The organism is Shinella zoogloeoides, assembly GCF_033705735.1.
Classification (GTDB): domain Bacteria; phylum Pseudomonadota; class Alphaproteobacteria; order Rhizobiales; family Rhizobiaceae; genus Shinella; species Shinella zoogloeoides_A.
The window spans coordinates 1,646,602-1,661,763 of the sequence record NZ_CP131131.1 but is presented as its reverse complement, the minus strand read 5'-3'; the positions used below and the strand labels follow the sequence as shown (position 1 = coordinate 1,661,763).

Sequence of the window (15,162 nt, the reverse complement as noted above, 5' to 3'; positions counted from 1 at the left end):
GCCGCCGCGCGTCAGACCTCGAACACGTCCTCGAAGGATTCCGGGAAGCTCTGGCGGGCGACCCGCTCGTCGATCATCAGCATGGCCTCGTAGGAGAGCGGATCGAAATCCTTCTCCGCCGGCACGACCTCGCGGCCGAAGAGCAGGCTGAGGCGCGCGGCGTCGAGATTGCCCCGCTCGAAGGGCTCGTCGCCGAAATGATGCCAGAGGGCATGCAGGAACGCCGCGTCGATGCGGTGTTCCGCCGTGCCCGGCCGGGCGCGCCGGGGCAGCGCCTTGATGGGCGTCACGCCGCGCGGATTGGCGCGGCGGATGGTGAACTGCACGCCGGTCCCCGGCATGCCGGAGGGAAAGCCGCGGTGCTTGGTCATGTCGGGCAGGTTTGCCATGTCGATTCTTCCTACGCTCTGCCGCGCTTGTCCTCGGTCTGCGTGTCGAAGTCGGAGGCGTCGTGCCGCTCGTGCAGCTGCTCCGACGGGTCGCCGGTGAGGCGGTTGACCATGCGGCCGCGCTGCACCGCCGGGCGGGCGGCGATCTCCGCCGTCCAGCGCTGGACGTTCCTGTAGCTCTCGACTTCGAGGAACGTGCCGGCATTGCCGTACTGCTTGTTCTGCGCAAGGCTGCCGTACCAGGGCCAGATCGCCATGTCGGCGATGGTGTAGTCGGCGCCGGCCATGAAGCGGTTGTCGGCGAGATGGCGGTCCAGCACGTCGAGCTGGCGCTTGACTTCCATGGCATAGCGGTCGATCGCATATTTGATGCGGATCGGCGCATAGGCATAGAAATGGCCGAAGCCGCCGCCGAGGAAGGGGGCGGAACCCATCTGCCAGAACAGCCAGTTGATCGCCTCGGTGCGGGCACGCAGCTCGGCCGGCAGGAAGGCGCCGAACTTCTCGGCGAGATAGAGCAGGATCGAGGCGGATTCGAAGACGCGCAGCGGCTTGCCGCCGTCCTTCGGCGCATGGTCCATCAGCGCCGGGATCTTCGAGTTCGGATTGACGTCGACGAAGCCGGAGCCGAACTGGTCGCCATCGCCGATGCGGATGGGCCAGGCGTCGTATTCGGCGCCCGCATGGCCGGCGGCCAGCAGCTCCTCCAGCATGATCGTCACCTTCACGCCGTTGGGTGTGGCGAGCGAATAGAGCTGCAGCGGGTGCTTGCCGACGGGCAGCGCCTTGTCATGCGTCGGGCCGGCGACGGGGCGGTTGATATTGGCGAAAGTGCCGCCGTTTCCCTTGTCCCAGGTCCACACTTCGGCCGGTTCGTAGCCGGCGGGGAAATTGTCGTTCGGAGATTTCTCGGTCATGCAATCCATCCTTCTGGTCGGCGGAAGCATAGCCAGTTTCGCGGCGCAAAGTCACTATGGACGGGAAAGATACGCGGGCTCTATCCCCGGCGGCGGGCCGTGACGCGAAAGGGATCGGGAGCGTGATACCCCCGATCCGGAGTCGGGGACGGTGCGGCAGGCCGCCCGTCCCGCGGGGAAGTCCCGTCAGGCCGGCAGCGGCTTGCCGGCGCGTGCCGAGCGCAGGGCGTAGTAGATCACGCCCGCGATGGCGACGCCGAAGAACCAGCCGTAGACGCCCCACCAGGACGGCATGATGGAGGTCAGGCCCGGCAGGATCGACGAGAAGACGATGCCGATGCCGGCGGCGATCAGCGCATTGACGTGCCAGCCGTTCTCGAAGCGGAACTCGCCGTCCTCGCGGTAGAGCGCCTCGACATTCACCCGGCCTTTGCGGATGAGGTAGTAGTCGACCATCATCACGCCGAAGATCGGGCCCATCGTGTTGCCGACCATGTTGACGAAATGGGCAGCCCCGCCTTCCCAGGGCGCGAACGGATAGAGCACCAGCGCGATCAGCGCCGCGATATAGCCGCCCCGCTTGAAGTCGATATGCTTGGGGAAGACGTTGGCGAAGTCGAAGGCCGGCGAAACGAAGTTGGCGACGACGTTGATGCCGAGCGTCGCCACCGCGAAGGTGAGCGCGGCGAGCAGCGCCAGGAAGATGCTGTCGAACTTGGCCGAGATCTGGTCGGGATAGAGCAACACCTCGCCATAGACGTTATAGGCGGCGATGGTGGTGACGCCGGCGACCAGCGAGAAGAGGATCAGGTTGACCGGCAGGCCCCAGAGATTGCCGACCGTCAGCGAGCGTTCGCTCGGGCAATAGCGCGAGAAATCGCAGAAGTTGAGGTAGAGCGCCGAGAAATAGGTCACCCAGATCGCGGCGACCGCCGTCAGCGCGGCGAAGGATCCCGGCGTGCCCGGCACGCCCGCATCCTTGGTCTTCTCGAGCAGCACGTCCATCGGGATCGTGTGGTTGAAGGAGAAGCCGCCGGATTTGACGACGAGATAGACGGCGAGCAGCAGCATCATGATCCAGACGGCCGGGCCGGCCCAGTCCTGGAACTTGCGCACCGTTTCCATGCCGTTCTGGATGATGAGGAGCTGCAGGCCCCAGACGATGACGTAGCAGATCAGCTCCAGCGTCGAATGACCGAGCATGTGGCTGGACTGGTGGAACTGCAGGATGCTCTCGTTGCGGATGAGCAGTGCGACGATGGCGCCCGAGGCCGCCGCGGTCTGCGCGCCGTACCAGAAGCAGGCGACGATGGCGCGCACCAGCGCCGGGAAATTCGCGCCCCAGATGCCGAAGGAGGCACGGGCGAGAACCGGGAAGGGCACGCCCGTGCGCACGCCGGCAAGGCCGACCATGTGCATGAGCACGAAGATGACCAGCGAGCCGATGCCGATCGCGAGCAGGAAGTTGACGAAGCTGCCGCAGAAGAGAAAGAGGCTGGCGGCGAGATAGTAGCCCCAGAGGCTGTGCACGTCCGATGTCCAGACGTTGAAGATCGAGAAGGCGCCCCAGTTGCGCTTTTCGGCGGGCGCGAGGTCCTCGTTGTACAATTGCGGAGATGCACCGGGTGGTATCGTCATTGTTTTCCCCTCTTGACGTAATGAACCCTGTGCCTATGGAAAGTGATCCTACAGTCATGCCTGTGTCAATGCCGAACCGAACCGTTCGGTACTGCGGCCTTGTCCGGGCGCCTTGCGGAGATAATCCCGCAAGGGCGATAATGCAGAAATGTCAAATGCTTGGCGGCGCACTGCTCGCTTTCCCGCATGGTGTCTTCACGGAAAGCGCACAAGACTTTCAACCTTCGGTTCAAGATGAGGTGGCGAAATGCCCCGTCGTTTCATGGCGCGTTGCCTGTTGGCGCGCGCGAGTCGGTCCCTTGCCGCGGGGCTTTACCGCAGAGGAGATCGACGCTGCCGGGGTGCTGCCATGAACTCTCCATAAATTTGTCCGAATTTTCGCCGCATGGTTGTTTGGAGGGACGATGCGGGCGGACGGGAAAATTCCGGCGCCCGCGCGTGACGGGCAGGTCTCGCCTGCCGTATTTGCGCGTTTGCGGACGGGTTTTGCCGGTGCTAGGAATAGCTGTCCGCAGCAATGGAAGGAGACATCCGCAATGGGATTGTTCGATGGGCTGGGATCGGTGCTGACCGATGTATTGCAGGGCAAGGACGTGAATCTCGGGGCGGTCGCCACGCAGATGTTCGAGAACGCGGGCGGTCTCGACGGGGTTCTCGCGCAGCTGCATTCGGCGGGCCTCAGCGAACAGGTCACATCCTGGGTCGGGACCGGTGAGAATCTTCCGGTTTCTGCCGAGCAGATCCAGCAAGCCCTCTCTTCAACGCAACTTCAGAACCTGGCCAAGACATTCGGGGTCGATCTGAGCGAGGTGCCGACGCTTCTCGCGCAATATCTCCCCAAGGCGGTCGATGCCGCCACGCCGAATGGAACGCTGCCCTCCTGAGCCGGGCGGCCTTCGCAGACATCACGATTCAATCGAGGCTAAATCCATGTTCGAACGTGTCACGCTTATGGCTGCGGGAGCACTCCTGGCTTCCATGGCTTTCGTCAGCCCTGCTTCCGCTCTCACGATGAAGGAATGCAGCACCAAATATCAGGCCGCCAAGGCCGACGGCTCCGCCAAGGACGTCAAGTGGAACGATTTCCGCGCGAAGTTCTGCGGCGCGGATGCCGCCAAGGAAGACGACGCCGATAACAAGGCCGTTGCGGCGACGACCGAGAAGGAACCGGCCAAGGCGAAGGTGAAAGCGCCGAAGGGCGTCAGCTTCCCGAAGGCCGTCGACAAGAAATATGCCGGTGAGACCCCGGCGAAGGGTCGTCTGAAGACCTGCGTGGACTCCTATCACGTCAACAAGGATGCCGGCACGCTCAACGACCTGAAATGGATCCAGAAGGGCGGCGGCTACTGGAGCCTTTGCAGCGCGGCCCTGAAGGCCGGCGGCTGATCGCGGTCAAGGTATCCTATCGCATGACGAAGGCCCGCCCTCCCGGCGGGCCTTTATCGTTCGGGGCGTCGAGGCTCAAGCCGCGTTCGGCCCTTCGAGGCGACGGAAGACCGCGATCTCGCTATCCTGGTACAGGGTGCGCGCGAATTCCGCAAAGCCGTGCCTGCGGGCAAGCCGCATGGAGGGCGCGTTCTCGGGGGCGATGATGCAGGTGACGGGTTTGCCGCGATGGGTCGCGTCGGCCCAGGTCAGCATGGCGTCCAGCGCCTCGCTGGCATAGCCGCGTCCGTGCCAGGCGGGCATCAGGCCCCAGCCGGCCTCCATCGTGCCCGCGATGCTGGGGTCCATGGTGCGGTGCATCTCATGGAAGCCACCTTCACCGATCAGCGCGCCCGTTGCCCGCTCCGTGATCGCCCAGAAGCCGAAGCCCATGACGCTCCACATGCCGATCTGCCGGAGAAGGCGGACCCAGCATTGCTCGCGCGTCTGCGGAACGCCGCCGATATAGCGCACGACCTCGGGCATCACCCACATAGCGGCCATGGCGTCGAGATCGTCGGGTCGGAAGCCGCGCAGCAGCAGGCGGTCTGTTTCTACTACCGGAATGGTCGTCATTGTCCTGGAGCCGGGCGGGAGGGCGGTCGAACGAAGGGTGCGGACCGCCTTATATCGCCCGGCCGGGCGCGCGCCAAGACAGGCGCCTTGCCTCATCGTTCAGGAGGCCGATGTCAGCTTGACATTGCCGGCATGTCCGCCGCCGCCGAAGACCTGCCGGTCGCCGAAGGAGGAGCGGAGCTGGCCATGGGGGCCGGGCAGGCCGAGTTCGGGGAAGAGCAGCTCGGAGACGCGGTAGGCCTCCTCGACATGCGGGTAGCCCGAAGCGATGACCGTGTCGATGCCGAGCGCCTGGTATTCGCGCAGCCGCGCGGCCACCGTCTTCGGCGAGCCGACGAGGGCGGTGCCGGCGCCCGAGCGCACGAGGCCGATGCCGGCCCACAGGTTCGGTGAGACCTCCAGCCTGTCGCGCCGGCCGTTGTGCAGCGCCACCATGCGCGCCTGGCCGACGGAATCGGAGTTCTTCGTCAGCGTCTCCTGCGCGGCGGCGATGGCGTCGTCGGAAAGCTTCGAGATCAGCCGGTCGGCGGCCTCCCACGCCTCCTCGTCCGTCTCGCGGACGATGAAATGCAGGCGGATGCCGAAGGAGGCTTCCCGGCCTTTCGCGGCCGCGGCCTTGCGGGCATGGGCGATTTTCCCGGCCACCTGCGCCGGCGGTTCGCCCCAGGTGAGATACTTGTCGACGAGGCCACCGGCAAAATCGATCGCCGCATCGGACGAGCCGCCGAAATAGATCGGCGGGCGCGGCTGCTGCACCGGCGGCAGGCCGAGCTTCGCATCGATCGCCTTGATGTACTTGCCGTCGAGCGTGGAACGGCCCGTCTCGATCAGCTCGTTGAAGACCTGGAAGAATTCGGCGGCATGGTCGTAGCGCTCGTCATGCGGCAGGAAGATGCCGTCGCCGGCCAGTTCCTGCGCGCTGCCGCCCACCACGATGTTGAGGAGGAGACGGCCGTTCGACACGCGGTCGAGCGTTGCGGCAAGGCGGGCGTAATAGGCCGGCGTCGCGGTGCCGGGGCGGATCGCCACAAGGAACTTCAGCCTCTCGGTGCGGGCGGCAAGATCGGCGGCGAGGACGAAGGATTCCTCGCACGCTGCCCCGACCGGGATGAGCACGCCGGAATAGCCGAGCCGGTCGGCGGCGACGGCGATCTCGCGCAGATAGCCCGGATCAGGCGAACGGGCGAGCTCATCGGAACCGAGATAGGCGCCATCGCCGGAACTGGGGATGAACCAGAGGAAATCGAGGGGCTGGTCGGACTTGCTCATGCGCTGTCTTCCGGGTTGGGGAACGAGAATGCCGGTACGATAATAAATTCTATAGTTTGAGTAAGGAATTATATTCTCTTGTAGCGCTCCGGCGGGATTATTCCTTGCGCAGGGCGGGCGATGGGCCGCCTGCGGGCGCGGAGGCGGAGCCTTCCTTCCCGCCCGCAAGGCGCCGCTCCAGCCAGCGGCTGTAGCGCGAGGCGCCGAAGCAGATCACGAAATAGATGACGGCCACGACGATATAGGCTTCGTTGTAGAAGCCGAGCCATTGCGGATCGGCGGCCGAGGCGCGGGCGGCGTTGAGGAGGTCGAAGATGCCGATGACGGCGAGCAGCGAGGTCGCGAGCAGGAATCCGATGGCAAGGTTCACCATGCCGGGGATGACGATGCGCAGCGCCTGCGGCAGGATCACCAGGCGCTGGGTGCGCCAGTAGTCGAGGCCGAGCGCCGTCGCCGCTTCGGTCTGGCCGTTGGGGATGGCCTGAAGGCCGGCGCGGATGACCTCGGCGATATAGGCGGCCCAGAACAGCGTGACCATGAGGATGGCGCGCAGCATCTTGTCGAAGGAAAGGCCGTCCGGCAGCGCCATCGGCAAGATCAGCATGGCGACATAGAGGATGGCGACCATGGGCGTGCCGCGCATCAGCTCGATATAAAGGATGGAGAAGGTGCGCAGGCCCCCGAGCGTCGAGTGGCGGGCGAGCGCCAGAAGCACGGCGATGGGCGTCGCCGCGGCGAAGCACACCGCCCAGACGAAGAGCGTCACCGGCAGGCCGCCCCACTGGTTGGACGGAATGGGCGTGGCGGTGAAGGCGCCCTGCATCAGGAGCCAGCAGGCAAGGATGGTCAGCGGCCAAGCGACGAGCAGCGTCCGCCCCCAGAAGCGCGGCAGCGCGCTTGCCGCAAGGATCGCGCCGAGGAGCACGATGACCAGCGACGGCCGCCATTGCAGCTCCGGCGGATAGAAGGCGAAGAGGATGAAGCGCAGCTTCGCCGTGACGAAGGCCCAGCAGGCGCCCTCGCGGCTGCAGGCCTCCGCATTGCCGGAAAAGGTGGCGTCGAGCACCGCCCAGCGCAGGAACGGCGGCATGACCTGCGAGAGGACGAGGAGCATCGCAAGCGTGATGAGCGTGTTGGTGCGTGTTCCGAAAAGGCCGGTGCGCAGCGCCGGCAGCGTCGCATATGACATGCCCCTCTCCGAGGCCACCACGCTCAGGGGCACGGCCGGGTTGGGACTGACGTTCAACACGTTGTCCGGCGTGACGGAGACGGACAGGGGGACGGGGAGTTTCGTGTCCGATGTCGCGGACCATACGAAGATCGGCCCCGTCGCGCAGGTCGGCGCCGGCGTCTGGCACAGGATCACACCCAAAGCCGTCCTGGGCCTCGATGCCCTGGTTTCCTATGCGGGCGGGTTCGAGACCGGCAATACCCGTTTCGGTAATTTGGGCACGACACCGATCAATCCCTATGAGATCGATCGTGTGCTGCGCGTGAATCTCGGCGCTTCCATCCGCTTCGCGTTCTGAGGGGCGGGCGCCTTCCGCTTTCCTTGAAGGGCTGTCGCAGATTTTCGTTTGCTCCGCCAGCTATCGACGCCGCATGCCAAATCCATCGCGCCGGCCCTCGATGAAAGAATATTTCCCTTTCCGACGCCATAATAATCTATAAAATCTATAAACAAAATTAATTATCGCTAGGCTGGTCTCATCGTCATTCGAGGGGACATCCGATGAGCCAGCAGTCCGAAACCATCCTTTCCAGGGGCCTGTCGCGCCGCGGCCTGATCAAGGCCGCCGGCGTCACCGCCTTTGCCGCCACCGCCGGCGTGATCGGCGCGCGCTCGACGCGCTATGCCATTGCCGGCAACCTCATTCCGATCAAGCTGGAATGGACCGAGGTCGCCGCCTGCCATTCTCCCGTCGGTTTCGGCCTTGCCAAGGGCATCTATGCCAAGCACGGCCTCGATGTGGAATTGTTCTACCAGGGTTCGAGCGGCCAGACGCTCATCCAGGCGCTCGCCACCCGCAAGGCCGAGGCCGGCCCCGGCCTTCTCTACGACTGGCTGAAGCCGATCGAACAGGGCTTCGACGTGCGGCTCTTCGCCGGCTCGCATGGCGGCTGCCAGAGCATCCTCGTCAAGCCGGACTCCGATATCAAAACGCTGACCGACCTCAAGGGTAAGACCATCGGCACCTTCGACGTCATGTCGCCCTCGCGCGTCGCCTTCTCGGTCGCGCTCGCCAAGGCCGGGCTCAACCCGGAGACTGACGTCACCTGGAAGGTCTTCCCCTTCGATCTCGTCGCCGAGGGCGTGCTGAAGGGCGAGGCGGATGCCGTCGCGCATATGGATCCCTGGGCCTATTCCTACGAGAAGCAGCACGGCTTCCGCCGCGTCGCGGACACGCAGACCGGCACCTTCAAGGACCGTGTCTGCTGCGTGCTCGGCGTCAACGGCGACTACTACGAGGCCAACAAGGACGCCATCAAGCGCGTCGCGGCGGCCAATCTCGAAATCCACCAGTACACGGCCAGGCACCCCGACGAGGTGGCCAAATGGTACTTCGACACGCTGAAGCCGGGCCTCTCCCTGGAGGACCTGACGGAAGTCCTCGCCGCCTTCACCTATCACGACCACTGGTTCGGCAAGGATCTCCTGAAGGAAGTGCAGATCGGCTACGAGGACCTGAAACTGACGGGCGTCATCGACGCCTCGACCGACCCCGCGGAAATCGCCGGCCGCGTCACCATCGATATCTTCGCGTGATCCCGATGAGCGCGGCGATAGAGGAAACATTCGGCGGGGCAGGGCGGCGGGCCTTCGCCCTGCCTTCCGGCGGGATCTGGCGAAACGGCCTTTACGCGGCCGGCACGTGGCTTCTCGCCGCGGCCGTCACCTATGGCCTGCCGGATGTCATCACCTGGGGTGCGACGGCGCTTTTCGCTGCCGTCACCCTTGCCGGCGCGGGGCTCTTTCTCGCGTTGTCGCTCACCGTGCACAGGCTCGGCCGCTTCGGCCGCACGCTGGTGCATTACGGGCCGTGGTTCATCGTCCTCGGCCTCTGGCTTGCGGGCTGGGAGGTGCTGACGGCCAAGCTCGGCTGGCTGCCGAAGCCGTTCTTCTCGCCGCCGCAGGGCCTGCTGCATGTCTATGTGACGGACTGGGAGCGCCTGCTCGTCTGCGTCGCCTATACCGGGCGGCTCTGGGGGCTCGGCTTCTTCTCGGGCATCCTCGCCGGCTTTGCCGGGGGCGTGGCGCTCGGCTGGTCGAAGCGCTTCGCCTATTGGGGCATGCCGCTCCTGAAACTCATCGGCCCGGTGCCGGCGAGCGCTTGGATCCCCTGCACCTTCTTCCTTTTCCCGACGACGTTCCACGCCTCGATCTTCCTCGTGGCGCTTGCCTCGGGCATTCCCGTCGCGATCCTCACGGCGGCCGGCGTCGCGCAGGTCAACCGCGCCTATTACGACGTCGCCCGCACCCTCGGCGCGGACAACCGCTTCCTCATCTTCAAGGTGGCGATCCCCGCCGCGCTGCCGAATGTCTTCGTCGGCGTCTTCATGGGGCTCTACTACTCCTTCGCCGTGCTGGTCGTCGCCGAGATGCTCGGGGCGAAGTTCGGCCTCGGCTGGTACCTCCAGTTCAACACCGCCTATTCGGCCTATGCCAATGTCTATGCCGCGCTGATCGTCATGGCGCTGATCTGCGCCGGCCTCGTGCGCCTGCTCTTCGTCTTGCGCGACCAGCTCCTCGGCTGGCAGAAGGGGATCCTCTGATGTCGCTCGCTCTTGCCGAAGCCACGCCCGCAAGCAGCATCGCGCTCGATATCGAGGGCGTGACCCATCGCTACGACCTCGACGGCAGGGACCTTGCGGTCCTCGACGATGTCAGCCTTTCCCTCGCGCCGGGCGAATTCGTCGCCCTTCTCGGCCCCTCCGGCTGCGGCAAGTCCACGCTGCTGCGCCTTGCCGCCGGACTGGAGACGCCGACGACGGGCAGGGTGCTGGAAGACGGCCGGCCGATCGCCGCGCCGGACCCGGACCGCATCCTTGTCTTCCAGGACGCCACGCTGTTTCCCTGGCGCACCGTGCGCGCCAACATCGCGACGGGCCTGGAGGCGCGCGGCCTAATCCGCGAGCGGGAATACCGCATCGACGAGGTGCTGAAGCTGGTGAAGCTGGAAGGCTTTGCCGATTTCTACCCGCACCAGCTTTCCGGCGGCATGGCGCAGCGCGCCGCGCTTGCCCGGGCGCTGGTCAACGATCCGAAGCTGCTGCTGCTCGATGAGCCCTTCGGCAAGCTCGACTCGCTGACGCGGCTGAGGATGCAGAACGAGCTTCTCGATCTCTGGAAGAGCGCCGGCTTCACCGCGCTCCTCGTCACGCACGATGTCGAGGAGGCGCTGCTTCTGGCCGACCGGGTGATCGTTCTTTCCGATCGGCCCGCCGCCATCGTCGCGGAGGTGCGCGTCGGCCAGCCGCATCCGCGCCGCCGGGACGATCCGGACCTCGTCGCGCTTCGCCGGTCATTGCTGGAAAAGCTGGGGATCTCCCATGACGTCTAGCACGCGCCTTTCCCACCATGCCGTCGCGCTCGCCGGCGGCGTCCTCGCGCTCCTTTCCGTCGGCTGGTGGTGGCTGATCTTCGGCAAGGTGGTCGGGAACGACTATCTCACCGTCCGGCAGGCCGTCACCTGCCTTGCGGGCACAAGCGACCTCTGCACGCTCGCCCAGGCGCTCTGCACCGAGGATCACCTCTACGGCATCCGGTGGTACGCGCCGGAAGCCTTCTGGGCCGCAGCGGCCATTCTCGTCGCGGGCGCCCTTCTGTCCGCTCGTTCCTCGCGCGCCCGAGGGCGCCTCACCAAAGGAGAAGTGTCATGACGATCCATCAATCCCCCGAGGTCGCCGAACAGGATATCGTCGAGGTCCCGGCCGGAACCGCGACCTTCAAGAGCCGGCATCCCGAAACCATAGCGCTGCACGGCGGCAGCTTCCGCTTCGATCCGGCAAGCGGCGCGGTGGCCGTGCCGATCTACCAGACGAGTTCCTTCCAGCTTCCCGGCACGGACGGCGCCGACAAGCTTTTCGCGCTGGAAGCGCCCGGCCATCTCTATACCCGCGTCTCCAACCCGACGCAGGATGCCTTCGAGCAGCGCCTTGCCGAGCTTGAGGGCGGGGCGGCGGCGCTGGCGGTCTCTTCCGGCCAGGCGGCCTCGGCCTTCGCGATCCTCAATCTGGCGCGGGCCGGCGACAATATCGTCAGCGCCGCCGGCCTCTATGGCGGCACCTGGGCGCTCTTCGCCGCGACGCTGAAGAGCTTCGGCATCGAGGCGCGCTTCGTCGATGCGGCGGATCCGCAAGCCTTCGAGAAGGCGACCGACGCGCGCACCCGCGCCTACTATGCCGAATCCCTGCCGAACCCGAAGCTGGAAGTCTTCCCGATCGCCGAAGTCGCGGCCATCGGCCGTCGCCACGGCATTCCGCTGATTATCGACAACACGGCCGCGCCCCTCATCATCCGGCCGCTGGAGCATGGCGCGGCGGTCGTCGTCTACTCGACCACCAAATATATCGGCGGCCACGGCACCTCCATCGGCGGCGCCATCGTAGACGGCGGCAATTTCCCCTGGGCTGACCATGCCGCGCGCCAGCCGAGCCTCAACGAGCCGGATGCGAGCTACCAGGGCAGGACGTGGATCGAGAAGGCGGCGGCGATCGCCTTCCATCCCTATATCCTGCGCGCCCGGGCCGTGCTGCTGCGCGATCTCGGCGCGGCGATCAGTCCGCAGAACGCCTTCCAGTTCATCCAGGGGCTTGAAACGCTGCCGCTGCGCCTCCGCCAGCACAACGAGAACGCCGTGAAAGTGGCCGAATACCTGAAGGCCCACCCGAAGGTGGAGCGGGTGATCTTCCCGAAGTTCCAGGAGGGTGCCGCCAGGGCGCGGGCGGAGACATACTTCAAGGCCGGGCATTTCGGCGCGCTTGTCGGCTTCGAGCTGAAGGGCGGACGGGAGGCGGGGCGCCGCTTCATCGACAGCCTCCAGCTCTTCTACCACCTCGCCAATATCGGCGATGCGCGGTCGCTGGCGATCCATCCGTCGACCACGACCCATTCGCAGCTCTCGCTGGAAGACCAGCTCGCGACGGGCGTCACGCCCGGCTATGTGCGGCTTTCCATCGGCCTCGAACATCCCGAAGACCTGATCGCCGATCTTGAAAGAGCCATAGCGCTGGCCTGAGGCCGGCCGCCTGATCGGCGTGCGACCCCGGCGCTCCCTCCTCGCGCCGGGGTTTCCTCCGGCCGGTTCTTCAGAAAGAAACATCATTCCTCCTTGAAGTGTATAAAAATGATAGATTTTCTGTATTCGGCCCGAATGGCCGCTACTCTCCTCCAGTTCCAGGCGTGGCCGCGCGAACGGGCCGGTGCAACCGGCCGCAACGGCGCGGTAATGACGCAAGGTCCAACCATTTTCTCGGGGAGAGAGCCGACATGACCATCCACACCAAGCCCGTCCACCTGCCGACGATCGATTTTTCCCGCTTCTACGGCAGCGCGGACGAGCGCGCGGCTTTCATCAAGGAGCTGACGCGCGTCCTGCACGATCACGGCTTCTTCTATCTCACCGGCCATGGCGTGCCGCAGAGCCTGATCGACGACGTGCTCGCCGCCTCCAAGCGCTTCTTCGCGCTGCCGGAAGCCGACAAGCTGTCGATCGAGATGGTCAGGTCGCCGCATTTCCGCGGCTATAACCGTGCCGGCTACGAGCGCACCCGCGGCGAGCAGGACTGGCGCGAACAGCTCGACGTCAACACCGAGGGCGAGCCGGTGGCGGACAGCGCCGAGGCGCCCTGGAACCGCCTCTATGGCCCGAACCAGTGGCCGGAGGCCCTGCCGGAGCTGAAGCCGCTGCTTCTGCGGTACCAGGCGGAAGTCACCCGCATCGGCATCGACGTGCTGAAGGCCATCGCGCTCTCCCTCGGCCAGCCGGAAAACGCCTTCGCCGACATCTACGAGCCGTCGCCGTCGCAGCTCCTGAAGATCATCCGCTATCCGGGCCGCGAGGCGGCGGGCAGCGACCAGGGCGTCGGCGCGCACAAGGATGGCGGCTTCGTCACCGTGCTGCTTCAGGATACGACGCCGGGCCTGCGCATCCGCACGGAGGATGGCGTCTGGATCGATGCGCCGCCGGTACCGGGCACCTTCGTCATCAACAGCGGCGAGCTCCTTGAGCTGGCGACGAACGGCTTCGTGCGCGCCGACGTGCACGACGTCGTCACCCCGCCGGCCGGCACGGAGCGCTTCTCGGTCGCCTTCTTCCTCGGCGCCCGCTACGACGCGACCATCCCGGTCATTCCGCTGCCGGAGGAGCTGAAGCGCGGCGAGCGCGGCGTCACCGTCGACCCGCTCAACCCGATCTTCCGGGAGGTCGGCATCAACCACCTGAAGAGCCGCCTGCGCTCGCATCCCGACGTCGCGGCGAAGCATCATCCCGACCTGCTTCACCTTCTCGAAAAACCGGCCAGGGCCTGATCCCGCCCGCGCGAAAGGAACGACCATGAGCAGCGTCACCCGGCTCGCCGAACGGCAGGAGACCGCCCACCGCATCGCCAGCGAGGAGGAGGCGCTTGCCGTCGCCCGCTCGCTTGCCGCCGAATTCGAGGGCGGCGCGAGCCGGCGCGACTACGAGCGCGCGCTTCCCTTCGCCGAGCTGGACCGGCTTTCGGCCTCCGGCCTCCTCGCCATAACGGTGCCGGCGGACTATGGCGGCATCGACGTGTCGAATGCCGTTCTGGCCGAGGTGACGGCGATCCTGTCTGAGGCCGACAGCTCCATCGGCCAGATCCCGCAGAACCACTTCTATATCCTGGAAGCCCTGCGTCATGACGGCAGCGAGGCGCAGAAGCGCTTCTATTTCGGCCGCGCGCTTGCCGGTGACCGCTTCGGCAACGCGCTTTCCGAGGTCGGCACGAAGACCGTCGGCGACTACAACACGCGCATCACCCCCGACGGTGCGGGCTTCCGCATCAATGGGCGGAAATTCTATTCGACCGGCGTGCTCTTCGCCCATTGGGTAGCGATCTTCGCGCTGGATGGGGAAGACCGCCTCACCATGTCCTTCGTGCCGCGCGAGACGGAGGGCATCGAGATCGTCGACGACTGGGACGGTTTCGGCCAGCGCACGACGGGCAGCGGCACGACGATCCTGCGCGACGTCTACGTGCCGGCCGATGCCGTCGTGCCGCACCAGAAGGGTTTTGAGCGACCCGGCACCATCGGCTCGGTCGGCCAGATCATCCATGCCGCCATCGATCTCGGCATCGCGCGCGCGGCGCTGAAGGAGACCATCGGCTATGTCCGCGACAAGGCGCGGCCGTGGACCGACAGCGGCGTCGAGCGCGCGGCGGACGATCCCCTGACCATCGCCCGCATCGGCGAGCTCGCCATCCGCGTCGAGGCGGCCGAGGCGACGCTGGAGCGGGCCGGGCGGAAGGTCGACCTGGCGCAGGTGAATCTCAGCGCGGAAAGTGCCGTCGCGGCAACCCTCGCCGTCGCCGCCGCCAAGGTGCTGACGACGGAACTCGCCATCGACGCGGCCAACGTGCTCTTCGAGCTGGCCGGCACCTCCGCCACCAAACGCGGCCTCAACCTCGAGCGCCACTGGCGCAACGCCCGCACCCACACGCTGCACGATCCGGTGCGCTGGAAATACCACGTCGTCGGCAACTATCACCTCAACGGCGTCACGCCGCCGAGAAACGGCGCGCTCTGAAATCAACCCTCGTGGTGGGGGTGGTCGCCTGGCCGCAATCCTTCGGGATTGCGGCCTTTTTTGCGTGAACGAAGGAAGAGCATGAGAAGCCTTTTGCCGGCGAGGTTGCCCCGCCCGCTGCCGTCATCCTCGGCTTTGAGCCGAGGATCCATCCGCCGGGCATGCCGGCGGATGGTG

16 protein-coding genes are annotated in these 15,162 nt (G+C 66.0%); 10 read left to right on the top strand and 6 right to left on the bottom strand.

All coding sequences use genetic code 11. The features are described from left to right. Positions 1-11 precede the first annotated feature (11 nt). From ShzoTeo12_RS25395 to ShzoTeo12_RS25385, 3 genes are all read right to left on the bottom strand, one after another. Positions 12-389: a hypothetical protein gene (locus ShzoTeo12_RS25395; protein ID WP_318912996.1), complete on the bottom strand. Its 378-nt coding sequence runs from the start codon at positions 387-389 to the stop codon at positions 12-14. Positions 390-400: 11 nt separating this feature from the next. Then, positions 401-1,306 carry a glutathione-dependent disulfide-bond oxidoreductase gene (gene yghU / locus ShzoTeo12_RS25390; protein WP_318912995.1) on the bottom strand — a complete coding sequence of 302 codons (906 nt, stop codon included), beginning with the start codon at positions 1,304-1,306 and terminating at the stop codon, positions 401-403. Between the two features lie 186 nt (positions 1,307-1,492). Next, a complete protein-coding gene (locus ShzoTeo12_RS25385) occupies positions 1,493-2,944 on the bottom strand; it encodes an NCS1 family nucleobase:cation symporter-1 (protein WP_318912994.1) in 1,452 nt (483 codons plus the stop codon). A 536-nt stretch (positions 2,945-3,480) separates the two neighbouring features. Between ShzoTeo12_RS25385 and ShzoTeo12_RS25380 the strand changes: the two genes are divergently transcribed. Both ShzoTeo12_RS25380 and ShzoTeo12_RS25375 read left to right on the top strand, forming a co-directional pair. Beyond that, entirely contained in the window at positions 3,481-3,828 is a 348-nt protein-coding gene (locus tag ShzoTeo12_RS25380; protein ID WP_119255223.1) for a YidB family protein, read from the top strand. Between the two features lie 46 nt (positions 3,829-3,874). Beyond that, positions 3,875-4,330, top strand: coding sequence for a hypothetical protein (locus tag ShzoTeo12_RS25375; protein WP_119255222.1), 456 nt, complete (start codon positions 3,875-3,877; stop codon positions 4,328-4,330). 75 nt (positions 4,331-4,405) lie between these two features. Here ShzoTeo12_RS25375 and ShzoTeo12_RS25370 read toward each other — a convergent pair whose 3' ends face one another. The 3 genes from ShzoTeo12_RS25370 to ShzoTeo12_RS25360 all read right to left on the bottom strand — a co-directional run bounded on the left by ShzoTeo12_RS25370 (position 4,406) and on the right by ShzoTeo12_RS25360 (position 7,403). Beyond that, a complete protein-coding gene (locus ShzoTeo12_RS25370; RefSeq protein WP_318912993.1) occupies positions 4,406-4,945 on the bottom strand; it encodes a GNAT family N-acetyltransferase in 540 nt (179 codons plus the stop codon). A 99-nt stretch (positions 4,946-5,044) separates the two neighbouring features. Next, positions 5,045-6,214, bottom strand: a complete 1,170-nt coding sequence (gene ssuD, locus ShzoTeo12_RS25365; RefSeq protein WP_318912992.1) for an FMNH2-dependent alkanesulfonate monooxygenase — start codon at positions 6,212-6,214, stop codon at positions 5,045-5,047. A 97-nt stretch (positions 6,215-6,311) separates the two neighbouring features. Next, positions 6,312-7,403 carry an amino acid ABC transporter permease gene (locus tag ShzoTeo12_RS25360; protein WP_318912991.1) on the bottom strand — a complete coding sequence of 364 codons (1,092 nt, stop codon included), beginning with the start codon at positions 7,401-7,403 and terminating at the stop codon, positions 6,312-6,314. Between ShzoTeo12_RS25360 and ShzoTeo12_RS25355 the strand changes: the two genes are divergently transcribed. From ShzoTeo12_RS25355 to ShzoTeo12_RS25320, 8 genes are all read left to right on the top strand, one after another. Next, positions 7,402-7,743 carry a hypothetical protein gene (locus ShzoTeo12_RS25355; RefSeq protein WP_318912990.1) on the top strand — a complete coding sequence of 114 codons (342 nt, stop codon included), beginning with the start codon at positions 7,402-7,404 and terminating at the stop codon, positions 7,741-7,743. The two genes, ShzoTeo12_RS25360 and ShzoTeo12_RS25355, sit on opposite strands and share 2 nt — an antisense overlap. Before the next feature lie 203 nt (positions 7,744-7,946). Next, positions 7,947-8,981: an ABC transporter substrate-binding protein gene (locus ShzoTeo12_RS25350; protein WP_318912989.1), complete on the top strand. Its 1,035-nt coding sequence runs from the start codon at positions 7,947-7,949 to the stop codon at positions 8,979-8,981. A 5-nt stretch (positions 8,982-8,986) separates the two neighbouring features. Further along, positions 8,987-9,988, top strand: coding sequence for an ABC transporter permease (locus tag ShzoTeo12_RS25345; protein ID WP_318912988.1), 1,002 nt, complete (start codon positions 8,987-8,989; stop codon positions 9,986-9,988). Continuing rightward, positions 9,988-10,776 carry an ABC transporter ATP-binding protein gene (locus ShzoTeo12_RS25340; RefSeq protein WP_318912987.1) on the top strand — a complete coding sequence of 263 codons (789 nt, stop codon included), beginning with the start codon at positions 9,988-9,990 and terminating at the stop codon, positions 10,774-10,776. Before ShzoTeo12_RS25345 ends, ShzoTeo12_RS25340 begins: the two co-directional genes overlap by 1 nt. Beyond that, the gene (locus ShzoTeo12_RS25335) at positions 10,766-11,095 is read left to right on the top strand and encodes a hypothetical protein (protein WP_318912986.1); all 330 of its coding nucleotides are present in this window, start codon (positions 10,766-10,768) and stop codon (positions 11,093-11,095) included. Before ShzoTeo12_RS25340 ends, ShzoTeo12_RS25335 begins: the two co-directional genes overlap by 11 nt. After that, positions 11,092-12,453 carry an O-acetylhomoserine aminocarboxypropyltransferase/cysteine synthase family protein gene (locus ShzoTeo12_RS25330; RefSeq protein ID WP_318912985.1) on the top strand — a complete coding sequence of 454 codons (1,362 nt, stop codon included), beginning with the start codon at positions 11,092-11,094 and terminating at the stop codon, positions 12,451-12,453. The genes ShzoTeo12_RS25335 and ShzoTeo12_RS25330 overlap by 4 nt, the downstream gene beginning before the upstream one ends. A 251-nt stretch (positions 12,454-12,704) precedes the next feature. Then, complete coding sequence (locus ShzoTeo12_RS25325) at positions 12,705-13,745, top strand: isopenicillin N synthase family dioxygenase (RefSeq protein WP_313193904.1); 1,041 nt, start codon at positions 12,705-12,707, stop codon at positions 13,743-13,745. Between the two features lie 25 nt (positions 13,746-13,770). Beyond that, positions 13,771-14,985, top strand: a complete 1,215-nt coding sequence (locus tag ShzoTeo12_RS25320) for an SfnB family sulfur acquisition oxidoreductase (protein ID WP_318912984.1) — start codon at positions 13,771-13,773, stop codon at positions 14,983-14,985. Positions 14,986-15,162 lie beyond the last annotated feature (177 nt).